We start from the raw sequence: 24,401 nt of genomic DNA on the forward strand, positions 1-24,401 counted from the left end.
CGGCAATGAACGATCTTCCCAACCGCGCCCGCTCGATCTCCTCGCTGCGCGATTTCCTCGAACTGCTTGAGGATTCGGGCCAAGCGATCACCTGGAGCGATCCGGTGATGCCCGAGCCGGGCGTGCGCAACATTGCCGTTGCCGCCTCGCGCGATGCCAACGGCGCACCGGCGATCGTGTTCGACAACATCACCGGCTATCCCGGCAAGCGCCTGGCGGTTGGTGTCCATGGTTCGTGGGACAACATCGCCCTGCTGCTGGGTCGGCCCAAGGGCACGACCATCCGCGAACTGTTCTTCGAGATCGCCGGGCGCTGGGGCGATCAGGAAGCGCAGATCAGTTATGTCCCCGAAGCCCAGGCCCCGGTTCACGAATGCCGGCTCGAGCAGGACATCAACCTCTATGATATCCTGCCCGTCTACCGGATCAACGAATACGATGGCGGGTTCTACATCGGCAAGGCTTCGGTTGCCTCGCGCGATCCGCTCGATCCGGACAATTTCGGCAAGCAGAATGTCGGGATCTACCGCCTACAGATCCAGGGACCGGACAGCTTTACCCTGATGACGATTCCGGCGCATGACATGGGCCGCCAGATCCTCGCCGCCGAGCGTGAGAAAGTGCCACTCAAGATCGCGGTGATGCTGGGCAACCATCCTGGGCTGGCGGTTTTCGCCGCCACCCCGATCGGTTACGAGGAATCGGAATATTCCTATGCCTCGGCAATGATGGGCGCGCCGATCCGGCTGACCAAATCGGGCAACGGGATCGACATCCTGGCCGACAGCGAAATCGTGATCGAGGCCGAACTGCAACTGGGCGAACGCGAGCTGGAAGGGCCGTTCGGCGAATTCCCCGGTTCCTACAGCGGCGTGCGCAAGGCGCCGATCTTCAAGGTCACGGCGGTGTCGCACCGGCGCGATCCGATCTTCGAGAACATCTACATCGGGCGCGGCTGGACCGAGCACGATACCCTGATCGGCCTGCACACCTCCGCCCCGATCTATGCCCAGCTGCGCCAGAGCTTCCCCGAAGTCACCGCGGTCAACGCGCTTTACCAGCACGGGCTGACCGGGATCATCTCGGTCAAGAACCGCATGGCCGGCTTTGCCAAGACGGTCGCGCTGCGCGCGCTGAGCACGCCGCACGGCGTGATGTACCTCAAGAACCTGATCATGGTCGACGCCGATGTCGATCCGTTCGATCTCAACCAGGTGATGTGGGCGCTTTCGACCCGCACCCGCGCGGATGACGTTATCGTGCTGCCCAACATGCCCGCCGTGCCGATCGATCCATCGGCAGTCGTTCCGGGCAAGGGCCACCGCCTGATCATCGACGCGACCAGCTATCTCCCGCCCGATCCGGTGGGTGAAGCGCACCTTGTCACCCCGCCGACGGGGGACGAGATCGACGCCCTGAGCAAACGAATCCGCGAAATGCAGCTGGGAGCCCTGTCATGACCACCACCGTCTGCGGGCGCTGCAAATCGAGCGGCGCTGTCACCGATTACCAGGGCAGGCAGGACGGCGCGGTCGTGTGGACAATCCTGCGCTGCCCAACCTGCAACTTTTCCTGGCGCGACAGCGAACCGGCCCGCGCGATCGACCCGGCTGCGCGCTCGGCCGATTTCGCCGTCGATGCCGGCGATCTCCAGCGTTATCCCAAGATTCTCCAGCAATAAGGCTCCAGACGCCATGATCGATCAAGCCCGCCAGACGGCCACGCTCGGTACCCTCGCCCAGGCACTGGGCAAGGCCGCCGTCGATACCAGCCCGCAAACCCTGGCCCGCTATGCCGTTCCGGGGATGGCCCCGGCAGGCGTGGTGCTTCCGACCGATGAAGCCCAGCTCGCCAAGGTGCTCGAAGCGGCGCGCACCAGCGGCGGCGTGGTCCAGACGGTCTGCAACGGCGCACATGGGCTGGAAAAGGCGGTGCAGGACAAGGTGATCGTCCTCGACCTCCAGAAGATGAACAAGGTGATCGAAGTAAACGAGCAGCTGGCCACCTGCCTGGTCGAACCGGGCGTCACCTTCCGCCAGCTCGATGCCCATATTAAGGAAAAGGGCATCAAGCTGTGGGTGGACTTCCCCGGCAATCCCGATGAAAGCGTGGCCGCCAGTTTCATCAACCGCCGCCCCGGCTACACCCCCTATTCCGATCACTTCCTGATGCAGTGCGGGCTCGAGGTCATGCTGGCTGATGGCAAGATGGTGCGAACCGGCATGGGCGCCATGCCCAAGAGCACCTGCTGGCAGCTGTTCAAGTTCGGCTATGGCCCGTGGGTCGATGGTCTGTTCACCCAATCCGATTTCGGGGTGGTGACCAAGGTGGGCATGTGGATGATGCCGCAGCCCCCGGCGCATCAGACCTTCATGGTCTCGGTCCCCCAGGAGGACGATCTGGGCGCGTTGCTGGACGTGCTCGGGCCGCTCAAGCTTAACATGGTGGTGGCCAATGGCGTCGCAGTGGGCAATGCGCTCCACGAAGCGGCCCTGCTCGGCAAGCGCCGCGCCGACTTCGAAGGCCAGGGGCCGATGGCGGCAAGCGCGGTCAAGGCGGCCGGCGAAGCGCTCGGCCTTGGCTACTGGAACCTTTACGGCTCGCTCTATGGCTTGCCCGGCAACGTCGCGATCCTGTGGGACACGGTCAAGGGTGCGTTCTCGTCGATCAGCGGCGCACGGGTGATTACCGATGGCAAGGGCATCGATCCCAAGTTGTGGGCCTGGCGGATGGGCACGATGACCGGCGTGGTGGCCGATCCCCCGGCCCGAACCTCGGGCTGGGGCGGCGACACGGCGTTGACGGTCAATCCGGTCAGCCCTGTGGATGGCGAAGAAGCGGTCAAGCTTTATGAACTGTCGCGCGACATCTGCGCCAAGAACGGCTTCGATTTCGTCGGCGAAACCACCGCGATCTGGCGTTCGGCGAACCATCGCCAGGTGCTGTCCCATGCCGCCGGGAAGGCCGAGGACGCGGCACGGGCGAAGGCCTGCGCCGAAGCCCTGATCGCCGCGCAGGCAGAGGCCGGCTTCGGCCAGATCCTGACCGACCCCGGGCTGGGAGCGGCGGTTGCCAAGACCTATGAAAAGGGTGGCCGCTCGGCCCTGCATGCGCGGGTCAAGCAGGCGCTCGATCCCAACTCGATCTTTGCCTCGGTCTGAGCCGATGCGTCGCCATGCCTGCGGAGGTACAATGAACAAGCTCCTCGTCCTTTCGCTCCTCGCCACTCTTGGCGCCTGTTCGTCCAAGCAAGGCGAAGTGGTCGCGGATGGTGCGGAGAACTATGAGCGCTACTGCGCCGGTTGCCATAACCCCGGCCCCGGACACGGAGCGACCATGCTGCTGGCGGAAAAGGGCCGTCCGGTTCCGGCGCTGATCGGCCGCAAGGATCTGGACTACGATTACCTCCATTCGGTGGTTCGTCAGGGCCTGATCGAAATGCCGCCATTCCGCGCCACCGAGCTGAGCGACCCCCAGATCAAGGAGGTCTACGAATACATCAAGACCGCAGAGCCGCCGAAGCAGGAACCCGCGCTGCCCAAATCCTAGAACGGATCGCGTTCGAGCGCCCGATCGGCAAGCTCGCCAAGGCGTTTGACCGCATCGGGATTTGCCTTGTGCGCTTCTGCATAGGCCGTGAAACTGGCTCGGGCGGCTGAGACCGGCGATGCCATCGAGCTGCGCAAAACACCGTCTCGATATCGCACAACCAAGGCGCGCTGGACCAGGCGTTCGCACTTGAGTTCGACGGATTTAAGGGCATCGTATTCGGGCTTGATCGACAATCCCTCGCGCGCTGTCTCGCCATACGACTTCAACCAGCGGCGAGCTGACCGGACGGGTGAAACCAACTCGTTGTTGAGTTCGCCTGCCGCAAGGGCCAAATCGCCGACGCCGGACGATTCAAGCGCGATGCCCTGCGAATCCGCCAGCCATAGGCAGAACAGCATCAGGTTCACGTCGCATCCGTGATCGTCCTGCAGCGCGAGTGACAGGGCCTGCACGCCAGGCTTGGCGTAGGTTTCCAGTGAGAACCGCCAGAAGTCCTCCGTTAGAGCTTCAAGGTCCGCCATTGGGCCGATCATAGCTCAAACAGCGACAGGCGACAGCACAAAGCTGCCGCCTGCCAATCCGGGCGCTGCCCCAGCGGGCCGCGCAGCAGTCGTTTTGCTCAGAACGAGCGGGCGCCGAAGTGGATTTCCATCATCGGGCGCATCACGTCCCAGCGCTCCAGCTGCGACCAGTGGCCCGAACGGTCGAGCACGTAGAGTTCGGCATGCTTGAGATGCTGGATCAGGTAGAGGCTGGTGTCGAGCGGAACCACCCGGTCCTGGCGGCCGTGGAATATCAGCACTTCATGCGGCATCTTGCCCAGCAGCTCGGGCGGCATGTTGAGCGTGTCGATCCCGTTCTTCATCGAATCGATCATCTTGACCGCGGTCTTCATGATCCCCGGATCGGTGGCGATCTTGTAGCGGTTCTGGACGATTTCTTCCATGCCTTCGAACTTGTCGGCATCGTAGGCGAAGCTATGCATCACCTGTCGATAGCGGGCATAGCGCGGATCGGAATAGAATGAGAGCAGGCGGATCAGTTCCGGGGTGCGCGGGCCGGGAGCGCCGATCGAGCCCATCAGCACCACCTTGTCGATCGTGTCGGGTTCCTCGCTCATCATCTGCAGGGTCAGCGCACCGCCCATCGAATTGCCGACGACGTGGGCCTTCTTCACGCCCAGCGCCTCAAGCAGGCCAAAGCACTGATCGACCCGGGTGCCGATCCAGCCCATCACGCTGTCGGGCCAGGGATCGGGGATCACCGACTGGCCGAAGCCGATCAGATCGGGCGCGATCACGAAGAAGTTTTCCGCCAGGTCCGGCATCAGGTGATACCAGTTGGAGGCGGCATGCGCGCCCGGACCCGCACCGTGAAGGAGCAGGATCGCCGGCTTGGACGGATCGCCCGCCAGCAAGGTGTGCGAGGTCAGGCCCCGTCCCGTGATCTTTTCTTCCCTGATAACGCCGTCAGCAGCCATGACCTTCTCCCATGTGGTCTTGTGAAAGTGCCCGCGCGACTCTTCGCCGGAGTGCGCGATGAATTGGGCGGGAGCCTAAGATATCGTTTGACAATGTGCAACGAGTTTTCCCAAGTGTTACGCATTGGGAGCAGGACACATGACAGGCGAGACATTCGACGTTCGACAGGTCGCGCAATTGGCGCAGGAACTCGACCATGCCGAGCAGACCCGCGAACGGATCCGGCCCTTCTCCGTGCGCTATCCCGGCATGCGGATCGAGGATGCCTACCGCATCAACCAGGCCTGGGTCGATCTCAAGCTGGCCCGAGGCCGCACCGTCTATGGCCACAAGATCGGCCTGACCTCGCGCGCGATGCAGCAGGCAGCCGGAATCACCGAACCCGATTATGGCACCTTGCTGGATGACATGGTGTTCGAACAGGGCAGCGACGTGCCGACCGCCCGGTTCATCACGCCCAAGGTCGAGGTCGAGCTGGCCTTTGTCCTCGGGCGCCGCCTGGAAGGAGCACAGACGACGATTTTCGATGTCCTGAGCGCCACCGATTATGTGGTTCCGGCAATCGAAATCATAGACACCCGGGTGCATCCCAAGGATCCCGAAACCGGGGTGGCGCGCAAGGTCCTGGACACGATCAGCGACAATGCCGCCAATGCCGGGATCATCGTCGGCGGTCTGCCGGCGAAACCCGACGGGCTCGATCTGCGCCGCATCGGCGCGCTGCTCAGCCGCAACGGGGTGATCGAGGAAACCGGCCTTGCCGCCGGTGTGCTCAACCATCCCGCCAATGGCGTGGCCTGGCTGGCGCGGCGGCTCGCTCCCTGGGGCCAGGCGCTCGAAGCGGGAGAGGTGGTGCTGGGTGGCTCGTTTACGCGCCCGGTCGAAGGCGCGCCGGGCGATGTCTTCAATGCCGATTTCGGCGCCCTGGGGTCAATCGGCTTCCGGTTCGTCTAAGGGAAGGGGCTGAAATGCAGACACCGATCAACCGCTTCAAGCAGGCCTTGCGCGAAGGTCCGGTCCAGCTTGGCTTCTGGTTGGCCCTGGCCGATCCCGATATCGCCGAAATCTGCGCGGGCCAGGGCTATGACTGGCTGCTGATCGATGGCGAACATGGCCCGCAGACCCTGCCCGGCATCGTCGGGCAGCTGCGGGCGGTCGAGGCGACGCCGCCGTGCTCCGCGATCGTGCGGATAGCCGGCCACGATCCGGTAACGATCAAGCAGGTTCTCGATCTTGGAGCGCAGACTCTGATGGTTCCGATGGTCGAGACCGCCGAACAGGCCCAGGCCATCGTAATTGCGTCCCGCTATCCGCCTGCAGGCGAACGCGGCCTCGGCGGTACCCGCGCAGCGCGCTGGGGCGGCTATCCTGCCTATGTCGCCGAGGCCAACGCGCAGGTCTGCATCATCGCCCAGATCGAGACCGCGACCGCCGTCGACAACATTGAGGCGATCGCTGCGGTGGACGGGATCGACGCGCTGTTTCTTGGACCTGCGGACCTGGCCGCGACCGAAGGGTTGCTGGGCGCAAGCAACTTCGATGCCCTGTTCAAGCTGACCGGCGAAGCACTGGCGCGGATGGTAGCGACCGGAAAACCGGCAGGCATCCTTTCGCGCGACGAGCGGCTCGTCCAGCAGTTCCTCGATGGCGGTGCCCGCTTCATCGCCAACGGCATCGACAGCTTCACCTTGGCAAAAGGCGCAGGCGACGGGCTTCGCCGCTGGCGCGAACGCATCGCCGCGCTGGGCGGAGTCTGACCATGGCGAAACCGGCCTGGCAGGACTCGGCAACCGGCGATCCGGCCAAACCGCTCGATGGCGTACGGGTGCTCGAACTGGCCCGCATTCTGGCCGGCCCCTGGTGCGGGCAATTGCTGGCGGACCTGGGCGCCGAAGTGATCAAGATCGAGCGGCCCGGTGCGGGCGACGATACGCGGCATTGGGGGCCGCCCTTCGTGACCGCAGAAGACGGCACCAGTCTGGGCGCGGCCTATTTCCATTCGACCAATCGCGGCAAGTGCTCCTTCGCGATCGACATCGCCAGCACGGAAGGCCAGGCCATCATCCGCGAGCTGGCGAGCGGGGCCGATATCGTGATCGAGAACTACAAGGTCGGCGGGCTGGCGAAGTACGGGCTTGACCATGCGGCGCTGTCCGAACTGAACCCGCGCCTGATCACGTGTTCGATCACCGGGTTCGGGCAGACCGGGCCTTATGCCCACCGCGCGGGCTACGATTTCATCGCCCAGGCCATGGGCGGCATGATGTCGATGACCGGCGAACCCGATCGCGAGCCGCAGAAGGCGGGCATCGCGGTGGCCGACCTGTTCACGGGCATGTACAGCACGGTGGCGATTCTCGCCGCGCTCAACCGCCGGGACCGCACCGGCAGCGGCGCCCATATCGACATGGCGCTGCTCGACACCCAGGTGGCGGTCATGGCCAATCAGGCGATGAACTGGATGACATCGGGCAAGGTCCCGCGCCGGTTCGGCAACGGCCATGCCAATCTGGCGCCCTATCAGGCCTTCCCCACGCTGGACGGACCCTTGGTGATCGCGGCCGGCAATGACGGCCAGTTCGCCAGCCTGTGCCGCATCTTGCGGTGTTCACTGCATGAAGACCCGCGTTTCGCTACCAATCCTGCCCGTCTCGCGAACCGGGCGGAACTGGTCGCGACGGTCGAGGCACTCACGGCGCAGTGGAACCGGCAAGCGCTATTCAATGCGCTGGAAGAGGCTGGTGTGCCGGCTGGGCCGATCAATGAACTCGACGAAGTCTTCGCCGATCCGCAGGTCGTCGCCCGCGGCCTCGCCGTTATGGCCGGTGGGCGCAAAGGCGTCGCCAGCCCGATCGTGATCGACGGGGTGCGGATGGTTTCGGATCGAGCCGCGCCGGGAAATCCCGAGCCGGTTGACGACGAATAGCAAACCCGCCCAGCTTAAGCCTGGGTTGGGGCCGGCGCTCCGAACAGCCTGCCGCCTTCGCTGAACAGCACCAGCAGGATCGTCACCGTTGCCACACCAACCAGTGAAAAGGCCAAAGGCAACGGCGACCCGTCATACGCCTGGCCGATCAGGGCGCCCAGCCCGGCACCCAGCACCAGCCGGAAAAAGGTCTGAACCGAGGCGGCGGCCCCGGCCAGCTTGCCGAACGGCTGCAGGGCGATCGCGGTGAAGTTGATGAACACGGTGATCAGCAGGCACATGTTCGCAGCCATCAGCACTGCAAACTGAAGCAGGGTCTCGCCGGGGCGCGAGGCCAGATAGACCTGGCAGACCGAAACCAGGAAATGGCACAGGATCGCGGCATGCCCGATCCCGCGGATGCCGAAGCGGTGGACGATGGCCGAATTCACTACACTTGCCAACATCATCGAGCCGGCCATCACGCCGAATATCAGCGAATAGGCTGCGCCAGCCCCGAAATGTTCGCCAATCAGCTGTTGCGAGCTGTTGATAAAGCCGAAGTGCGCTCCGAAAATCAGCGCCATGCCAATCACGTAACCGATCGAACGGCGATTTGTCAGCACGATGCGAACATTACCCAGCAGTTCACCGAAGCTATGAGCCTGGCGTTTCGTTGACGGCAGCGTCTCTTCCATGCGCAAAAAATACCATGTCGAAACGCCCAGCGACAGCAACCCGATCACGATGAAAATGGCGCGCCATCCGACCGCCGTCATGACCAGGTAACCCAGGCTGGGTGCCAAGGTCGGTACGGCCATGAACAGCATCGCGACAAAGGCCTGCAACTTGGCCATGCCTTCGCCCTGGTAGCGGTCGCGAATGATTGCCAGCGGAAGCACGGTCAGGGCGGACGAGGCACAGCCCAGCAGCGCGCGCGCCACCAGCAGAACGGCAAAATTTGTCACGAAGGCGCAAAGCAGATTGATGAGGGCGAAGGCGCCCATGCAGGCAAGCAGCACCGGCCTTCGCCCCAATCGGTCTGAAATCGTGCCAGGTACCAGCGAAAACAGGCCGGAACTGATCAGGAATGCGCCGATCACCCATTGCCGGTGGTTCGCCCCGGTTTCGCCCAGATCGGACGCGATAACCCCAAGGGCTGGAAGCAGTGTTGTGAAACCTAGCGATTGCAGTGCCTGAATCATCGCCATCATCGCGATAAATTCGCCCCTACCGATGGACCGTGCGGGCGAGGGCGACAGAATGCCGCCCAGGTTTGGGGATTGAGTTTCGGTCACAATGGTATCGGGAACCCGTCAGAAACTGTCCAAGTATGACTAGGCTATCCGGACCAGCCGATTGCACGGCTCGCCTCGATCGCCGCCGCGCGAATCCGCTCGATTCTGGGCTTCGTGTAGAAATTCTTGTCCTGAACGCGCGAGAGTATGCTCATCGTCGCGACCAGCTTGTTATCGGGATCGAATACCGGCACGCTCACCGCCGACAGTCCGGGAACAACCGTACCCAGCGTGCTCGCGTAACCCATTTCGCGCGCCTTCACTGTCTGTACTTCCAGTTCCTTGTCGTCAATCACCAGTCCCCCTGCCCGCTCTGAATCAATGATCGGCTGGGTCAGCACTCGCTGACAATGGGTCAGAAAAAGGATTCCGGTAGAAGAAGCCTGAACCGGCAACACCGAACCAACATGCAAGCTGGTGAACAGGGGGATCCCGCCGTCGATCCAGCGGATGACGGTTGGCCCATAATTGCCCCAGACCGAGAGCAGGCCGGTCGTCTGCAGCTCCTCCAAGACCGAAGCGAGATGGTTCCCGGCAATTTGCACCGGATCGACCCGCGCCAGCGCGGCCACGCCGAGGCGAACCGCAAAGGCACCCAGCGCATAGCGGCTGCTCTGGGCATTCTGCTCGACGACGCCGGTATTGACGAACGCCAGCAGGTAGCGATGCGTCTGGCTGCGTGACAGGCCCGATTTCTCGGCAACCTCGCGAAGATGGGCGCCGTCCTTGCCGCAATCCATCAACGCCTTGAGGACGCGAACACCGATTTCGACGGACTGGATGGCCTTGCGCGGCTGCTCATTCGACGAACCGTTGTTGGGAGTTCCCGATGCCGGGTCCTCTTGGTCATCGTCTTCGCCCCGGGAGATGCCTTGATTGTCAACAACTGTGTTCACGGATTAACCCCTCTCGCGCAATCATGCAAGATTCATGTTCGACTTGCACTATGGGAAAGATGTTGCACATTGTCCAATGTATCGTGTATGCGCGTTCCAATTGACCGCGTGGCTCAGCATACTGTGCCCGTTAGGCCGGACGTCACCCTGTCGTGACACAGAGATGCCGGAGAGGAAGGACGTTTGACAATGGCGGCAACGACGTTTCCCACATCGACCGACGAGCATTTCGAACGGTTGCGGCAGGCGCCCGTCCTGGCGCTGCCGACGGCGCTGTTGTTCGTTGTTTCCATGGCGGGAATCGCCACGACCTGGTATCTTGCGCTGAACGCGATGATCCCGCTGTGGGTGGGTGCGATCGCCAACGGCGTCATCACCTATCTGCTGTTCAGCGTCATCCACGATGCTTCGCACAAGTCGTTGTCGAGCGTGGGCTGGATCAACGAATCGATCGGCGCGATCGGCCTGTTCTTCCTCTTCCCCTATGCCCCGATGGTGCTGCTGCGCTGGGTCCACAACAAGCACCACACCCATACCAACGGCCCCAAGGATCCCGACCGGTTCGAACACGAATCGCCGCTTTGGCAAGTGCCGTTCCGCTGGACGTTCTTTGACGGCGCCTACATCTGGTATTTCGTCAAGTACGGCCAGAACGTGCGCAAGAAGCATGGCACCGAACTGGTTGTGTTCTATTCGTTCCTGATGCTTCTGTTCGTCGCCGCGCTCTACTTCGGGTTCGGGTGGCAACTGTTCATGCTGTGGTTCGTGCCGTCGCGGATCACGCTGTTCATCATCGCGATCGTCTTCGTGATCCTGCCGCACCATCCCGCGATCATCGCGCAGGAAGAAGATCCCTACATGGCGACTACCATGCGGTTCGGCTGGGAATGGCTGCTGAACCCGCTGCTGGTCTATCAGAACTACCACCTGATCCATCATCTCTGGCCGGAAATCCCGTTCTACCGGATGCACAAGGCCTATTACCTCAAATACGACGAAATCAACCAGCAGCGCATCCCGCGCCAGAAGGCGTTTGGCTTGAAGCCCGAGAACTATGACGAACACTTCGCGGTTCGGCGGGAACTCGACCAGGCCCAGGGCAAGGCTTTGCCTGCTTGAAGAAGCTCCAGCCGGGCCATCCAAACGGCCCGGCTGAGTCGCAAGATCGGGGTGCCGATGGCCAAACAACTCCACCTTGGCGCGTTCATGCGCCCGGTCAGCATCCACACCGGGGCCTGGCGCTATCCAGGTGCGATCCGCGACGCGAATTTCAGCCTAGCCGCGATCCAGCGCTTCATCCGCAGCCTTGAAGCCGCCAAGTTCGATTACTTCTTCATGGCCGATCACCTTGGTGTGCTGAACCTGCCGCGCCATGCCTTGATGCGCAGCCATACTGTGACCTCGTTCGAACCGTTCACGCTGCTATCCGCGCTGGCCGGGGTGACTTCGCGGATCGGCCTCGTCGCGACCGCCTCGACCACCTACGACGAGCCGTTCCACGTCGCGCGTCGGTTCGCCTCGCTCGATCACATCAGCGGTGGGCGCGCGGGGTGGAACGTGGTGACGACATCCAACCCGGACAGCAGCCGCAATTTCGGACTCGACACACAGCCCGACCACGCCGCGCGCTATCATCGCGCGCGGGAGTTTTACGATGTGGTGAGCGGGTTGTGGGACAGCTTTGCCGACGACGCCTTCGGGATGGACCCGGACTCGGGCATCTATTTCGATCCCGACCGGATGCACACGCTGAACCACAAGGGTGAGCATTTCTCGGTCAGCGGCCCGCTCAACATTGCCCGTCCCGTGCAGGGCTGTCCGGTGATTTTCCAGGCCGGCGCCTCGGACCCGGGCCGCCAGTTGGCCGCCGAAACCGCCGAGGCGGTCTTTGCGGCGGAATCGACCCTGGAGGGCAGCAAAGCCTATTATGCCGACGTCAAGGCGCGCGCGACAGCGGTCGGGCGCAATCCCGACCACATCAAGATCATGCCGGCCGTCTTCCTGGTGGTTGGGGATACCGTCGAGGAAGCCCGCGCAAAGCGGGCGAAGCTCGACAGCCTGGTCCACTACGACAGCGGCATCCATTCGCTGTCGGGCATGCTCGGCCACGACGTATCGGGCTTCGATCCCGATGGGCCCTTGCCGGAAATCCCCGAATCCAATGCCAGCAAGAGCTCGCGCCGGTTCATGATCGAACTTGCCCGGGCGGAGAACCTGACAATCCGCCAACTTGCCGCCAAGGCCGGCAGCTATGGCGGGCTGGCCTTTGTCGGCACCGCCAGGACCATCACCGACGAGATGCAGCACTGGCTCGAACAGGGCGCCTGCGACGGCTTCACCACGATGTTCCCCTATGTGCCCGAAGGCCTGGAAGACTTCACCAGCAAGGTCGTACCCGAATTGCAGGCCCGCGGTCTGTTCCGCTCCGAATACGAAGGCGAAACGCTGCGCGATCATCTGGGCCTGCCGCGCCCGGACAACCGCTTCTTCGCCTGACGGGATGAGCCGGCTCGCCATCGTCGGTGCCGGGGCGATCGGCAGCTTTCTGGGCGCGCGACTGCACGAGGCTGGGCATGAAGTCTTGCTGATCGCAAGGGGCACGCGGCTCGAGGCTTTGGGAGGCGCGGGTGTGCTGCTCTCCGAAGGCGGCACCGAGCGGCAAGTGCGTGTGCCGGTTTCCGCCGCTTGCGATCCTGCCGTTCCGCCGGATCACGTCATCCTGGCGACCAAGACGTTCCAGCTAGAATCGGCGCTCGCCCTGCTCGAACCGCTCCGCGAAAACCGTTTCACGCTGCTGACGGTGCAGAACGGGGTCGAAGCGCCCGGCATCGCCCAGGCCGCCCTGCCCCGCGCCGTTGTCCTGGGCGCACGGATGCACGGCTTCTTCGAACTTGACGGGGGGATCGTGCGCCACACCGGCGTTCCCGCCACGCTGCTGGCCGGCCCGGTCGCCGATCGCCCGACCGACCCGGCTGCCGAACAGGCTGCGGCAAGCCTTGCGGCCGACCTTGAGGGCGCTGGGGTCCCGACCACGCTGGTGGACGACGTGCGCCCGGCGCTGTGGGACAAGTTCCTGATGGCCGCAACGATCGGCGGGGTGGCCCCGGCGTTCGGCCTGAAGGTCGGTCAGATGCTGGGCCACCCCCAGGCCAGCGCAATGCTGCGCGTGGCGATGGAAGAGGTAGCCGGGATCGCAGCGGTACTGGGCATCGCGCTGCCGCCCGGCTGCATCGCCGAAAAGCTGGACTTCATCGGTCGCTTTCCGCCCGATGTCACCAGTTCGCTGCAACGCGATCTCGAAGCTGCGCGCCCGTCTGAATATGCCCAGCTTACCGGCGCAATCCCCCGGTTCGGTCAGCGGGCAGGCCTGCCCACCCCGGCAACGGATGCCATAATCGCGATGCTGCACGCACGGGGATTGATGCTGTCCTGATCAGACGGCGGCGGCAGCTTCCCTGTTCACCGCGCGCGAAGCCAGCCAGGCACCGCCAAAGATCGCGAAATGCCCAGCCAGAGTTGTCAGGCCGACCCACAAGGCCTCGCCGTGCCAGCCAACGCTGTAGATATCCCATACCGCTCCGACCGCTTCGGTCAGGACGATCACCGGTATCAGCGCCCGGTAGCGCAGTGGATTGCGCGCGCCCCACAGCGCGACTGCGCCGATCGCCGCAAGCTGGATGCCGACGATCAGCCAGGCATCGAGCAGCAGGCCGAACACCGGCCTCCCCTGCCCCAGCCCGATGCCGGGGTAGATCAGCGGCAGGGCCCCGGCATAGACCGGCGGCCAGAGCAGCACGAGATTGCAGAGATACCAGAGCCCCACGGCTAACAGGAATGTGCGCAGCGTCTTCATGGTAGTCGCTCAGGCAATCGCGAAGATGTCCGAGGTGGTGCTGGCGATGCGCGCATCCTTGTGCGGCGCGTAATCGGGATCGTTCATGAAGGCGTCGATCGCCTCCATCGAAGGGAACTCGATCACGACGACATAGTCCGGCTCGGTTCCTTCGCCCTCGTAACGAACAAACTGGTTCGAGCGGCAGATCATTGTCCCGCCGTGCCGTCCGACCAGCGCCGGAACCGCGGCCATGTAGCCGGCCACCCAGGCTTCGTCGTGCGACTTGATCAATCCGATGAAATAGGCAGCCATCACCCTGTTTCCTTTTGTCAGGCCGGGATCGCCAGCGTTCCGGTTAGAGCCCCAGCAAAGTGGTGCGGACAGCATCCGCAAACTCGACGGTGGTCCCGTTGCCGCCAAGATCGGGAGTCTTGGCAATATCGGGAGCAGTGAGCGCCGTTTCGAGCGCGCGCATCACCAGCGCCGCGGCTTCGGTCTCACCCAAGTGTTCCAGCATCATCGCGCCTGACCAGATTTGGCCGATCGGATTGGCGATGCCCTGTCCGGCGATGTCCGGGGCAGACCCGTGGACCGGCTCGAACATCGAGGGAAACCGCCGTTCCGGGTTGAGGTTGGCGGAAGGTGCCACGGCGATGGTGCCGGTGATGCCCGGGCCGAGATCGGAGAGAATATCGCCGAACAGGTTAGAACCAACCACCACATCGAAGCGTTCAGGCGACATGACGAAGCGCGCCGCGAGGATATCGACGTGATACTGATCGGCGGCAACATCGGGATATTCCGCGCCAATCGCGGCGAAACGTTCGTCCCAGAACGGCATCGAATGATAGAGGCCGTTCGACTTGGTGGCGGATGTCACATGCTTGCGGCCAAGTCGACGCGCGAAATCGAAGGCATAGCGCAGGATCCGGTCGGTGCCGCGGCGGGTGAAGATCGCCTGCTGGACCACGATTTCATCCTCGCCGGTCCCGGTCCGGCCGCCGACCTGCGAATATTCGCCTTCGGAGTTCTCGCGCACCACCCAGAAATCGATGTCGCCGGGGGCTTTGTCGCGCAGGGGCGAAGCGATCCCCGGTAGCAGCCGCACCGGACGCAGATTAACATATTGCTCGAACTCACGCCGGATCGGCAGCAACAGACCCCAAAGCGAAATATGGTCCGGAACGCCCGGATAACCGACCGCCCCCAGAAACACCGCCTCATGATCCCGCAACTGGTCAAGGCCGTCATCGGGCATCATCTTGCCGGTCTCGAGGTAAGTCTGGCAGCTCCAGTCGAAATGCCGGAAATCGAGCGCGAAACCGCATTTGTCAGCCACGGCGGCAAGGACGCCGATCGCCGCCGGCACCACCTCGCGACCGATCCCGTCGCCCGGGATGCTGGCGATCGAATAGCGCTTCACGCCAAGGCCCCGGTCACAGGTAGGTGTTCAGGGTCTTGAGCACGCGATAGGCACCCAGAAAGGTCGGCGCGGAAACCTGAAGCCGTTCCGCTGCGGCGGCGAGCGGGCCGAGGACCTCGTCGACTTCCATCCGTCGGCCCGCCACCAGGTCGTCATGCATCGAAGTGCGGACCGGGCGGTTTTCCGGTTTGAACCGGGTGCCCATGGCCATAACCCCCGCAACGGCTTCCTCAAAGCCTTCACGTTCGATCTCGACCAACCGGGATACCGGCGCGAAGTAATTTTGCGGTTGGTAGCCAAGCGCCTTGTAGATCGCCAGCAGATCCTTGACGACATGGACGTAGTGTTCGGCGCCTTCGCGAACCGCCACGCCATCCACGAAATCCAGCTTTGGAATCGCACCCAATGTGCTCGCGCTCCACGAGGAGGCGCTGCCGACCTGGACCACTTTTTCCCAATGGACATGAACGATGTCGAAGGTCGAGCGCGAACCCATGCCCGCCTTGTCGAGCGCTTCGGCCATGATCCGCGTACGCTCGCTCTCCCCGCCTTCCAGCTCGCCGAAATAGGCGGTGACCGGAACCGCCATGTGATTGAGCGCCTTGCCCGGCTCGAGCAGGGTCGCTCCGTCCATGATCGAGCCGCCGATCACCTTGTCCTTGCCGAACGCAGCCTGGAGCTTGTCTTCCTTGCCCACGCCGTTCTGCAAGGTCAGCGCGCAAGCGGTGCGATCGACCAGCACCTGCGCATCGGCCAGCGCCTGATCGGTGCCTTTGGCCTTGGTCAGCAGGATGTAATAGTCGATGTCGCCTTCAACCTCTTCGGGTGTCTCCACCGCGAAGAGGTTGTCGCGCTGCACGAACTGGGCGCGCACCCCGGAAATCTGCAGGCCATCCTGGCGGATCGCCTCGACATGGGGCTTGCGCGCGATCAGCGTTACCTTGTGGCCGCCGCGCGCCAGGAATCCGCCGATGACCGAGCCCAGCCCGCCGGCGCCGTGGAAACAGAAATGCAATTGCTTGGACATGCTCTGGGATTCCCGTTCGTTCGGTTCAGGCAATGCCCAGTTCGACCAGCTTGGCCCTGATCTGCTCTTTCTTTTCCGGGGTCACATCGGCCACCGGCGGCAGGATCGGACCAGCCTTGAGGCCGATCGCCTCGTACCAGGCCTTCACATTGGCAAGTGCGCTGGCATAGGTCGCGGTGCGGGCAATATCCCACAGGAAGTTGTCGTGATAGAATTCGCGGACTTCGCTGAGTTGATCGGAGGCGGCACGTGCTTCCTCCCATTTTCCTTCGTGCGCCAGACGGATGTATTCCTTGGCGAAGTGCCGCTTCTTGCCGTAAAGCATGTAGGACAACTCGCCCCAGCAGACCGTGCCGCCCAGACGAAGATCGTCGAGGAAGAAGTATTCGAACGGCTCCATCGTGTTGAAGCCTTCGGGCATCAGCTGGCGGATCTTGATGGTCTCCGCGCGGCTCATCGCGCCCTGCTTGACCCCGATCACGGTATCGATATCGGCCAGGCGGCGCATCAGGTCCCAGCTCAGCACCGTGCCCGAAACCGGGGTGCGGTAGAGGCAGACCGCCAGATCGGTGTGGTCGGTCAGGTACTTGAACCAGGCGTAGATTTCATCGTCGCGCTTGAGCTGGACCACCGGGTTGATCACCTCGGCCCCGTTGTAGCCCAGCTTCTCGACGAACTGCATCTTCTCGATCGCGGTATAGACGCTGGGATCGAGCACGATGGTCCACAGGTCGAGCCGCCCGGCGTTCGCTTCCGCAACGATCTCGTGATAGCGAAACCAGTCGGAGGGGGAGACGTTCCAGCATTCGGCGATGAACCCGCCCACGGCCAGGCCATCGACGCCCATTTCAACATATTTGTCGATGTTGTAACGGATGCCGTCCACGTCGAACTTGTAATCGGCGGTCATCGGCGTGATCGGACACTGATAGAAACCTTTGACCGTCTTGGTAGCCCACGCCTTGGCTTCGTTGCGAGTGTAGTCCATGTCCAGCTTTCCCTTGTCTTGGTGATGTTCGGGTACAGCGTTGTTTGCCGTGCAGGTCTAGGCAGCCGTGAGCGCCGCTTGGGCGGCAGCCAGTCGGGCGATCGGCACGCGGAACGGCGAGGCGCTGACATAGTCCAGCCCGATTTCCTCGCAGAAGGCAATCGATGCCGGATCGCCGCCATGCTCGCCGCAGATCCCCAGTTTCAGATCGGGGCGGGTTTCCCGACCCTTGCGCGAGGCCATCTCGATCAGCCTCCCGACACCGTCGATGTCGAGGCTGACAAACGGATCCTTGGCGATGATGCCCTTGTCGACATAGGCCCCAAGGAAGCGCGCCGCATCATCGCGGCTGATCCCCAGCGTGGTCTGGGTAAGATCGTTGGTCCCGAACGAGAAGAATTCGCCGCTGACGGCTATTTCGTCGGCGACCAGTGCTGCCCGCGGCAACTCGATCATCGTGCCCACGCTGAAGCCGATCCGCCTGCCCTGCTCCGTGAACACGATCTCGGCGACCTTGTGCAGCGCGTCCTTCAGCGTCTCCAGTTCGCGCGGCATACCCACCAGTGGGATCATGATCTCGGGAAAGACCGCCTTGCCTGCCTCAGCGGTGACAGCCAGCGCGGCTTCGAAAATCGCTCGAGCCTGCATCTCGTAGATTTCGGGGTAGACCACACCCAGCCGACAGCCGCGATGACCCAGCATGGGATTGGCCTCGGCCAGTTCGGTCGCGCGATGGCGCACCCGCTCGACCCCGATCCCCATGGCGCGAGAAAGCTCGGCGAACTCGCTGTCGGTGTGGGGCAGGAATTCATGCAGCGGTGGATCGAGCAGGCGGATGGTTACCGGCAAACCTTCCATGATCTCGAAGATTTGCCGGAAGTCCGCGCGCTGTTCGGGCAAGAGCTTGTCGAGCGCAGTCCGCCGTTCCTCCTCGCTGTCAGCCAGGATCATCTGGCGCATGGCGAGGATCCGGTTCTCGTCGAAGAACATGTGCTCGGTCCGGCACAGGCCCACCCCTTCCGCTCCGAACCGGCGCGCCATTGCGCAATCGACCGGAGTTTCCGCGTTGGTCCGGATCTTGAGGCGGCGGTGCTGATCGGCCCAGGCCATCACGGTCGCAAAGTCGCCCGATAGTTCGGGCAGGATCGTGGGCAGCTCTCCGAGAAACACTTCGCCGGTCGAACCGTCGATCGTGATGAACGCACCTTCTTCGAGCCGCTGCCCGCCCACTTCGGCAACCCGCGCGACCGGATCGATCTTGAGGGTGGAAGTCCCCGCGACACAAGGCCGGCCCATGCCCCGTGCGACAACGGCAGCGTGGCTGGTCATTCCGCCCCGCGCGGTCAGAATACCCTGGGCCACATGCATGCCGTGAATGTCGTCGGGCGAGGTCTCGTGCCGGACAAGAATCACCTTTTCACCCAGCTCCGCCCGGCGTGCTGCGGTTTCGGCATCGAACACCACTCCGCCCGAGGCCGCGCCAGGAGAAGCCGGCAGGCCCTTGCCGAGCACGACGCGCTCCGCATCCGGATCGAGGGAGGGGTGGAGCAACTGGTCGAGCGAAGCGGGATCCAGACGGCGTAGTGCCGCTGTTCGGTCGATCAGGCCTTCCTCGACCATGTCGACGGCGATCTTTAACGCGGCCTTCGCGGTGCGTTTGCCCGAACGGGTCTGCAAGAGATAGAGCTTGCCGCGCTCGACCGTAAATTCGATGTCCTGCATGTCGCGATAGTGCCGCTCGAGCAGTTCGAACACCTCCGCGAGTTCACCATAGGCCTGCGGCATCGCTTCCTGCATCGATGGCAGCCGTGCACCGGCCGCCTCACGGGCGGCCTTGGTCAGATATTGCGGGGTTCGAATCCCGGCGACGACATCCTCGCCCTGGGCATTGGCCAGCCATTCGCCATAATAGGCCCTGTCGCCGGTCGCGGGATTGCGGGTGAAGGCAACCCCGGTGGCGCTGGTATCGCCGAGGTTGCCGAATACCATCGCCTGTACATTGACTGCCGTGCCCCAGTCGGCCGGGATATCGTTCAAACGCCGGTAAACCTTGGCCCGCGGCGAATCCCACGACCGGAACACGGCTTCGATCGCCGACCAGAGCTGTTCCTGCACGTCCTGTGGAAACGGGCTGCCGTGATGGGCCAGTACGAGACCTTGAAACGTCTGGATCAGTTCACGCAGATCGTCGGCCTGCAGATCGACATCCTCGGCAACGCCGCGGTCTTCCTTGATCCGGTCGAGCGCGTCCTCGAACAGTGCATGTTCGATTTCGAGCACCACGCTGGCGTACATCTGGATGAAGCGGCGATAGCTGTCGAGCGCGAAGCGTTCGTCACCCGACGACTGGCTCAGCCCCGCGACGGTCGCATTGTTGAGCCCGAGGTTGAGGATCGTGTCCATCATCCCCGGCATCGACACCCGCGCGCCCGAACGCACCGAGACCAGCAACGGGTCGGATGCGTCGCCGAAGGCTTTCCCCGTCGCGCGCTCGATCTGCCCGAGGGCTGACGCCACCGCATCGCGAATTCTGTCAAACGATGACCTTCCACCCTCCAGGTAGGCAAGGCATTCTTGGGTGGCAATGGTGAAACCGGGCGGGACCGGCAGACCGATCCGCGCCATCTCCGCGAGGTTGGCACCTTTCCCGCCCAAGACTTGCTTGTCCAAGCCGGTCTGCCCCTCGGGCACATCACTCGAGCCGAAGGAGAACACGCTCGTCATGGGGAATTCCTGAGAACCAAGTCGGGGGCGGCGCGACAAGTGGACAGCGCCGCCCCGGATATGATTTTACATCTTGAGGATGGCCTTGATCGCCGTGCCGGTCTTTTCGGTATCCTCGACGGCCTGGTTGATCTGATCGAAATCGTAGTAGGTGCACAGCTTCTCGAACGGGAACAGCCCGGCCTTCTGCATTGCGATCAGCTGCGGGATGAACACCTGCGGGGTGCTCGACCCTTCGACCACCCCGCGTAGCTTGCGGCCGAACAGCATGTTGTTCATGTCGAGCGCAAACTCGGTGCCAAGCTTGGCCCCGCCGACAACTGCGGTTTCACCCATGTTGTGGGTGCTGTCCACCGCCGAGCGCAGCACTGCCGGGATGGCGGTGGTATCCATGGCATAATCCGCGCCGCCGCCGGTCATGGCGACAATCGCTTCCTGGGCGTTGACGGTGTTCGCGTCGATCACGTCGGTCGCACCCAGTTCGCGGGCGAGTTCGAGCCGGCCCGGGTTGCGGTCGACTGCGATGATCTTGAGGCAGCCCGAAGCCTTGGCGGCCATGACCGCGCTGAGCCCGACCGAACCGACCCCGAAGATCGCGATGGACGAGCCCGGTTCGGGGCAAAGGGCATTGAGAATCGTGCCGGCGCCGGTCTGGATGCCGCAGCCCAGCGGACCGAGCAGCTCGATCGGCGCATCGTCCGCGACCTTGACGCAGTTGTTTTCGGACGCGATCGAATAGGTCGCGAACGACGACTGCCCGAAGAAGCAGGCATTGACCTCTTCGCCCTTGCGGGTGATCGGGGTCGAACCGTCAAGGCGCCGCCCCATGAAATTGAGCGGGAACAGGCTGGGGCAATAGGCCTGATGGCCCTTGAGGCACGAAGGGCAGGTGCCGCAGTAGCTGAACGAAAGCACCACCTTGTCGCCCGGCTTGACCGTGGTCACGCCGCGGCCGACTTTTTCCACCACACCCGAGCCTTCATGGCCCAGCACGGCGGGGAGCGGCGTCGGGTAGTACTGATCGCGAACCGTCAGGTCGGTATGACACATGCCAGCTGCGGCAACCTTGACCAGCACTTCGCCGTCGCGCGGATCCTCGATGGAGACGTTATCCAGAACGAATTCGCCACCCTGACGCTCGATAATTGCCGCGTATGCGTCCATTTTTGCTCTCCCGTTTCCTGATTTCCAGTTGATTGAATTTGCTTATACAAAGAAATAGAGATTCTTGTCCTGCACGACGCGCGCGTCGATATTCAGCTTTCTGCTGAATACCTTGAAGCCGCTGTCTGTTTTCCGCAGCTTGTCTTCGCGTCCCAGCGTGTGCACGTAAACTTCGCTCTGTCGGCGATTGCGGTGCACCAGAACATTAGAGAAGACCTCGAATTCAAACGGTGCAATTTCGAATGCTTCGACATTGGTGACGAAATAGCGGATACGTGATGGCGGATCTTCCATCCATACCTGACCTGTCAGCAACCGGTCGACCCGCTGCTGCAGCTCGGCATAGTCATCGTTGTAGATTGCGGCATCCCCCGGGGTTGGATCCGGGCGGCGGTCACGTGCGAACCGCTGTTCGTAAACTGGCATCCAGTAATGGATATCTTCGGCGATTACAGTATCGAACCATTCGCGATATTGCTGGTTTTGCAACATCCGCACCTCGGCGGAATAGTGACTGACGATGGCATGATGCAGTTCCATGCCTACGGGCTTGCGTGTTTCGGTCATCTTGCGGTCCAGATTGCTGTCGGGATCAGTCTTGCGGCTCGGCTTGCTTCGCCGACAGACGTTCAGGCCAGAAATTACGGTTGGTCCACATTGCATCCCAGGTATCGTCATTGGCCCGGATGGCGGCCCAATCTGGCGCATCGAGCATTTCTTGCCAGAAACGATAAAAGCCTCGATACGAGGTTTCGCCGATGAAGCTGACCCCGACAATTCCTGGATAGACGGGGTGCGGCCCTTCGCGGTCCTTGCCCATGCTCGAATTCATCCGCCCCTTGCGGGTGATGATACCGTTGTTGTTGTAGGTGGCCGACGACATGTTTTCGCCATCGTCGCTTTCGAGCGTTCCCGCCGTACCAAATGAACGGATCGCTTCGCGCTGGATCGACCGCTTAGTTTCGGTGTCGGCATTCTTCGGTACCATGGTATAGGTCCAGACCTCGATTTCATGCGGCCCGCGCGGATGCCAGATCTTGAAGGTGTTGGTTCCGTAGAGGAACGAACAGTTTGGGAAGATCGACGTATTCCAGTGACCGACGTAGAGCCGTTCGCGCTCCGGCCCGAATTTTTCGCGAATTCCGCCCCGCGTCTCCTCGAGATATTTGACGTACCCGTCGCGCTTGACGTGGATCGCAGTCGCCGCGTTATCGATCAGGCCAAACCCGTGGCCATGCCGCATGGTGAATTGCAGACCAAGGTCGTCAAACGGCATGTCGGCGCGATTGCCCGACAGGCCAGCCAGCTCGCCCCCGATCATCTGGAGAGCGGCGGCATGCGTCCAGCCCACGTGATACCCATCGCCGACGAAGTTCTCGGTCGGGACTTTCCAATTGCAGGCGAGGGTGCTCTTCAACGGCGGCCCGAGCAGTTCCAGACCACCGTCCGGACCGTCCCAGATCGTATCGAGGTACCAGCAGAAGTCCCCCAAATAGTCCTCAAGCGAGGGCGCTTCGGGATCATGGCAGCCGAAGATGAAGCCCTTGTAAGTTTCGACCCGGATCGGCGCGAGCCCCAGCTTGGATTTGTCGAGATCGCTGTGATAGCACCGCTCTTCCATCGGAACATCGACGAGCGAACCATCCTGACCGAAAACCCAACCATGATAATTGCACACGAACGCCTTGGCGCTGCCGCTGTCGGCATGACAGATCTGGTTGCCGCGGTGAGTGCAGGAATTGATGAACGCCTTCAGCGAACCGTCCGGCTGCCGCGACAAGATGACACGGTCTTCTGCCATGTACGTCGTAATGAAGTCGCCCGGTTTGGGAACTAGCGAATCATGTCCGAGCATGAGCCAGCATCGCGAGAATATCCGCTCCAGCTCCAACTGATAGACGTCCTGATCCCAGAACACCCGGCGAGACTGGCTCGCGTTGGCATTATCGACGAGTGCCGCCGATCCATTCATCGCATCGCTCCCATGCATTTTGGTCCAGATGCCGTATAGTCGAATCGTGCTATACATGCAACGCGATGCACCATATGCAAAACTCGATAGCGACGCAAGAACGATTCCCATTCCGGAACTCAGGGGAGTATGCCAGGTTGCAAGGGTCCGACCAGAATACCTCCGTTATCCAGGGTCTCGGGTCCAAGCTCTGGCAGGCTCCAGCCCTTTTGCTGTGTCTGGCTTCGTTTTTCTGGGCTTTGAACCCCATAGTTGGGCGCGCGGCGAAAGACATGCTCTCGCCGGTAACGCTGGCCTTCTGGCGGTGGGTTGTCGCGCTGGTTTTCGTGATTCCCTTCGCCTGGCGACACGCCCGGGCCGATTGGCCCGTCATTGCGGGCGCCTGGCGCTTTCTCGGACTGCTCGGGGCTTTCGGCGTGGGGCTCTTTTCCTTTCTTGTCTATCAGAGCCTGCAATTCACCACCGCGACGAACAACCTGCTGTTGCAGTCGACCATGCCGGTCATGACCCTGCTCATGCCGGTAGTCCTGTTCCGCGAAAGGGTGCGTCCGATCTTCCTGGCTTGCGCCCTTCTCTCGATCGCCGGTGTCGTCTGGATCATGACAGCAGGCCAGCCAAACGATCTGCGCTGGGATGCGCTCAACAGCGGAGACCTGCTGTCCGTTTCCGCAGTGTTTCTGTATTCGGCTTATGCAACGTTTCTGCGCCGTGCGCCGGCGATGCATCACCTCAGCTTGCTGGTCGTCCTGTTCGGGGTCGGAATTGCGACATTGTGCGGGCCCTATTCCCTTCACCTGCTGCGTTCCGGATTGACCGTGCCTTCGCCCGCTGCCGTCTGCTCGTTGCTCTATGTCGGGATCTTTCCCTCATTGGTGTCCTATGCGCTGTTCAACCGCGCAGTCGCATTGATCGGTTCGGGCCGGGCCGGACTCTACATGAACTTGCCGTCGGTGTTTGGCTTACTGATGGCCGTCCCCTTGCTTGGGGAACGGTTCGAGCCGTATCATCTGATTGGGGCGTTCATGGTGGTCGGTTCGATCCTGCTTTCGAGGCAGGTCCGGACATGACGGCGGCGGTCATTTCATCGGCACGGGACACAAGCAGGGCATCCTGATTTGACCGCTGTCGGGATTTTC

At 62.6% G+C, this 24,401-nt stretch carries 24 protein-coding genes; 11 read left to right on the top strand and 13 right to left on the bottom strand.

What is annotated here, in order from left to right; genetic code table 11:
• The first annotated feature begins 5 nt into the window (after positions 1-5).
• From B0I00_RS15085 to B0I00_RS15100, 4 genes are read left to right on the top strand one after another with little or no spacing between them, the layout of a single operon-like run.
• The gene (locus B0I00_RS15085) at positions 6-1,460 is read left to right on the top strand and encodes a non-oxidative hydroxyarylic acid decarboxylases subunit C (protein WP_100868250.1); all 1,455 of its coding nucleotides are present in this window, start codon (positions 6-8) and stop codon (positions 1,458-1,460) included.
• Complete coding sequence (locus B0I00_RS15090) at positions 1,457-1,681, top strand: non-oxidative hydroxyarylic acid decarboxylases subunit D (RefSeq protein WP_100868251.1); 225 nt, start codon at positions 1,457-1,459, stop codon at positions 1,679-1,681. The genes B0I00_RS15085 and B0I00_RS15090 overlap by 4 nt, the downstream gene beginning before the upstream one ends.
• Positions 1,682-1,694: 13 nt before the next feature.
• Complete coding sequence (locus B0I00_RS15095; RefSeq protein ID WP_100868252.1) at positions 1,695-3,161, top strand: FAD-binding oxidoreductase; 1,467 nt, start codon at positions 1,695-1,697, stop codon at positions 3,159-3,161.
• Between the two features lie 31 nt (positions 3,162-3,192).
• Entirely contained in the window at positions 3,193-3,549 is a 357-nt protein-coding gene (locus B0I00_RS15100; protein WP_100868253.1) for a c-type cytochrome, read from the top strand.
• Here B0I00_RS15100 and B0I00_RS15105 read toward each other — a convergent pair.
• A complete protein-coding gene (locus B0I00_RS15105; RefSeq protein ID WP_157812594.1) occupies positions 3,546-4,073 on the bottom strand; it encodes a TIGR02444 family protein in 528 nt (175 codons plus the stop codon). The two genes, B0I00_RS15100 and B0I00_RS15105, sit on opposite strands and share 4 nt — an antisense overlap.
• A 98-nt stretch (positions 4,074-4,171) precedes the next feature.
• The gene (locus tag B0I00_RS15110; RefSeq protein WP_100868255.1) at positions 4,172-5,032 is read right to left on the bottom strand and encodes an alpha/beta fold hydrolase; all 861 of its coding nucleotides are present in this window, start codon (positions 5,030-5,032) and stop codon (positions 4,172-4,174) included.
• Positions 5,033-5,171: 139 nt separating this feature from the next.
• Between B0I00_RS15110 and hpaH the strand changes: the two genes are divergently transcribed.
• From hpaH to B0I00_RS15125, 3 genes are read left to right on the top strand one after another with little or no spacing between them, the layout of a single operon-like run.
• Positions 5,172-5,987, top strand: coding sequence for a 2-oxo-hept-4-ene-1,7-dioate hydratase (gene hpaH / locus B0I00_RS15115; protein ID WP_100868256.1), 816 nt, complete (start codon positions 5,172-5,174; stop codon positions 5,985-5,987).
• Positions 5,988-6,001: 14 nt separating this feature from the next.
• A complete protein-coding gene (locus B0I00_RS15120; RefSeq protein ID WP_100868257.1) occupies positions 6,002-6,790 on the top strand; it encodes an HpcH/HpaI aldolase family protein in 789 nt (262 codons plus the stop codon).
• A 2-nt stretch (positions 6,791-6,792) separates the two neighbouring features.
• Positions 6,793-7,959, top strand: coding sequence for a CaiB/BaiF CoA transferase family protein (locus tag B0I00_RS15125; protein WP_100868258.1), 1,167 nt, complete (start codon positions 6,793-6,795; stop codon positions 7,957-7,959).
• A 14-nt stretch (positions 7,960-7,973) separates the two neighbouring features.
• Here the strand turns inward: B0I00_RS15125 and B0I00_RS15130 are convergent, their stop codons facing one another.
• The gene (locus B0I00_RS15130) at positions 7,974-9,152 is read right to left on the bottom strand and encodes an MFS transporter (RefSeq protein ID WP_100868259.1); all 1,179 of its coding nucleotides are present in this window, start codon (positions 9,150-9,152) and stop codon (positions 7,974-7,976) included.
• 128 nt (positions 9,153-9,280) lie between these two features.
• The gene (locus tag B0I00_RS15135; protein WP_232730294.1) at positions 9,281-10,132 is read right to left on the bottom strand and encodes an IclR family transcriptional regulator; all 852 of its coding nucleotides are present in this window, start codon (positions 10,130-10,132) and stop codon (positions 9,281-9,283) included.
• Positions 10,133-10,321: 189 nt separating this feature from the next.
• Between B0I00_RS15135 and B0I00_RS15140 the strand changes: the two genes are divergently transcribed.
• From B0I00_RS15140 to B0I00_RS15150, 3 genes are read left to right on the top strand one after another with little or no spacing between them, the layout of a single operon-like run.
• On the top strand, positions 10,322-11,251 hold the full coding sequence (locus tag B0I00_RS15140) for a fatty acid desaturase (RefSeq protein WP_100868260.1): 930 nt from the start codon (positions 10,322-10,324) through the stop codon (positions 11,249-11,251).
• Between the two features lie 57 nt (positions 11,252-11,308).
• Positions 11,309-12,628 carry an LLM class flavin-dependent oxidoreductase gene (locus B0I00_RS15145; protein ID WP_100868261.1) on the top strand — a complete coding sequence of 440 codons (1,320 nt, stop codon included), beginning with the start codon at positions 11,309-11,311 and terminating at the stop codon, positions 12,626-12,628.
• Positions 12,629-12,632: 4 nt separating this feature from the next.
• The gene (locus B0I00_RS15150; RefSeq protein ID WP_100868262.1) at positions 12,633-13,565 is read left to right on the top strand and encodes a 2-dehydropantoate 2-reductase; all 933 of its coding nucleotides are present in this window, start codon (positions 12,633-12,635) and stop codon (positions 13,563-13,565) included.
• On the opposite strand, the gene B0I00_RS15155 is transcribed toward B0I00_RS15150, so the two are convergent.
• From B0I00_RS15155 to B0I00_RS15195, 9 genes are all read right to left on the bottom strand, one after another.
• On the bottom strand, positions 13,566-13,985 hold the full coding sequence (locus B0I00_RS15155) for a BphX family protein (protein ID WP_100868263.1): 420 nt from the start codon (positions 13,983-13,985) through the stop codon (positions 13,566-13,568). It abuts the gene before it with no gap.
• 9 nt (positions 13,986-13,994) lie between these two features.
• A complete protein-coding gene (locus tag B0I00_RS15160) occupies positions 13,995-14,279 on the bottom strand; it encodes a DUF1330 domain-containing protein (RefSeq protein WP_039336924.1) in 285 nt (94 codons plus the stop codon).
• A 43-nt stretch (positions 14,280-14,322) separates the two neighbouring features.
• Positions 14,323-15,390, bottom strand: a complete 1,068-nt coding sequence (locus B0I00_RS15165) for a tartrate dehydrogenase (protein ID WP_100868264.1) — start codon at positions 15,388-15,390, stop codon at positions 14,323-14,325.
• A gap of 13 nt (positions 15,391-15,403) precedes the next feature.
• Positions 15,404-16,417, bottom strand: coding sequence for a ketopantoate reductase family protein (locus B0I00_RS15170; RefSeq protein ID WP_100868265.1), 1,014 nt, complete (start codon positions 16,415-16,417; stop codon positions 15,404-15,406).
• Between the two features lie 25 nt (positions 16,418-16,442).
• Complete coding sequence (locus B0I00_RS15175) at positions 16,443-17,405, bottom strand: dihydrodipicolinate synthase family protein (RefSeq protein WP_039336920.1); 963 nt, start codon at positions 17,403-17,405, stop codon at positions 16,443-16,445.
• A 57-nt stretch (positions 17,406-17,462) separates the two neighbouring features.
• A complete protein-coding gene (gene ppdK / locus B0I00_RS15180; protein WP_100868266.1) occupies positions 17,463-20,129 on the bottom strand; it encodes a pyruvate, phosphate dikinase in 2,667 nt (888 codons plus the stop codon).
• A 66-nt stretch (positions 20,130-20,195) separates the two neighbouring features.
• The gene (locus B0I00_RS15185) at positions 20,196-21,293 is read right to left on the bottom strand and encodes an NAD(P)-dependent alcohol dehydrogenase (RefSeq protein ID WP_100868267.1); all 1,098 of its coding nucleotides are present in this window, start codon (positions 21,291-21,293) and stop codon (positions 20,196-20,198) included.
• Between the two features lie 42 nt (positions 21,294-21,335).
• Positions 21,336-21,860 carry an aromatic-ring-hydroxylating dioxygenase subunit beta gene (locus B0I00_RS15190; protein WP_066762449.1) on the bottom strand — a complete coding sequence of 175 codons (525 nt, stop codon included), beginning with the start codon at positions 21,858-21,860 and terminating at the stop codon, positions 21,336-21,338.
• A 25-nt stretch (positions 21,861-21,885) separates the two neighbouring features.
• Positions 21,886-23,322, bottom strand: a complete 1,437-nt coding sequence (locus tag B0I00_RS15195; RefSeq protein ID WP_232730295.1) for an aromatic ring-hydroxylating oxygenase subunit alpha — start codon at positions 23,320-23,322, stop codon at positions 21,886-21,888.
• 80 nt (positions 23,323-23,402) lie between these two features.
• Here B0I00_RS15195 and B0I00_RS15200 point away from each other — a divergent pair, with 80 nt between their 5' ends.
• Positions 23,403-24,332: a DMT family transporter gene (locus B0I00_RS15200; protein WP_100868268.1), complete on the top strand. Its 930-nt coding sequence runs from the start codon at positions 23,403-23,405 to the stop codon at positions 24,330-24,332.
• The last annotated feature ends 69 nt before the right edge of the window (positions 24,333-24,401 follow it).

Source organism: Novosphingobium kunmingense, assembly GCF_002813245.1.
Taxonomy (GTDB): Bacteria; Pseudomonadota; Alphaproteobacteria; order Sphingomonadales; family Sphingomonadaceae; genus Novosphingobium; species Novosphingobium kunmingense.

Coding starts and splice junctions, on each gene's coding strand:
- B0I00_RS15085 (WP_100868250.1), top strand. CDS start 6: ATGAACGATCTTCCCAACCGCGCCCGCTCGATCTCCTCGCTGCGCGAT.
- B0I00_RS15090 (WP_100868251.1), top strand. CDS start 1,457: ATGACCACCACCGTCTGCGGGCGCTGCAAATCGAGCGGCGCTGTCACC.
- B0I00_RS15095 (WP_100868252.1), top strand. CDS start 1,695: ATGATCGATCAAGCCCGCCAGACGGCCACGCTCGGTACCCTCGCCCAG.
- B0I00_RS15100 (WP_100868253.1), top strand. CDS start 3,193: ATGAACAAGCTCCTCGTCCTTTCGCTCCTCGCCACTCTTGGCGCCTGT.
- B0I00_RS15105 (WP_157812594.1), bottom strand. CDS start 4,073: ATGGCGGACCTTGAAGCTCTAACGGAGGACTTCTGGCGGTTCTCACTG.
- B0I00_RS15110 (WP_100868255.1), bottom strand. CDS start 5,032: ATGGCTGCTGACGGCGTTATCAGGGAAGAAAAGATCACGGGACGGGGC.
- hpaH (WP_100868256.1), top strand. CDS start 5,172: ATGACAGGCGAGACATTCGACGTTCGACAGGTCGCGCAATTGGCGCAG.
- B0I00_RS15120 (WP_100868257.1), top strand. CDS start 6,002: ATGCAGACACCGATCAACCGCTTCAAGCAGGCCTTGCGCGAAGGTCCG.
- B0I00_RS15125 (WP_100868258.1), top strand. CDS start 6,793: ATGGCGAAACCGGCCTGGCAGGACTCGGCAACCGGCGATCCGGCCAAA.
- B0I00_RS15130 (WP_100868259.1), bottom strand. CDS start 9,152: ATGATGGCGATGATTCAGGCACTGCAATCGCTAGGTTTCACAACACTG.
- B0I00_RS15140 (WP_100868260.1), top strand. CDS start 10,322: ATGGCGGCAACGACGTTTCCCACATCGACCGACGAGCATTTCGAACGG.
- B0I00_RS15145 (WP_100868261.1), top strand. CDS start 11,309: ATGGCCAAACAACTCCACCTTGGCGCGTTCATGCGCCCGGTCAGCATC.
- B0I00_RS15150 (WP_100868262.1), top strand. CDS start 12,633: ATGAGCCGGCTCGCCATCGTCGGTGCCGGGGCGATCGGCAGCTTTCTG.
- B0I00_RS15155 (WP_100868263.1), bottom strand. CDS start 13,985: ATGAAGACGCTGCGCACATTCCTGTTAGCCGTGGGGCTCTGGTATCTC.
- B0I00_RS15160 (WP_039336924.1), bottom strand. CDS start 14,279: ATGGCTGCCTATTTCATCGGATTGATCAAGTCGCACGACGAAGCCTGG.
- B0I00_RS15170 (WP_100868265.1), bottom strand. CDS start 16,417: ATGTCCAAGCAATTGCATTTCTGTTTCCACGGCGCCGGCGGGCTGGGC.
- B0I00_RS15175 (WP_039336920.1), bottom strand. CDS start 17,405: ATGGACTACACTCGCAACGAAGCCAAGGCGTGGGCTACCAAGACGGTC.
- ppdK (WP_100868266.1), bottom strand. CDS start 20,129: ATGACGAGCGTGTTCTCCTTCGGCTCGAGTGATGTGCCCGAGGGGCAG.
- B0I00_RS15185 (WP_100868267.1), bottom strand. CDS start 21,293: ATGGACGCATACGCGGCAATTATCGAGCGTCAGGGTGGCGAATTCGTT.
- B0I00_RS15190 (WP_066762449.1), bottom strand. CDS start 21,860: ATGACCGAAACACGCAAGCCCGTAGGCATGGAACTGCATCATGCCATC.
- B0I00_RS15195 (WP_232730295.1), bottom strand. CDS start 23,322: ATGTATAGCACGATTCGACTATACGGCATCTGGACCAAAATGCATGGG.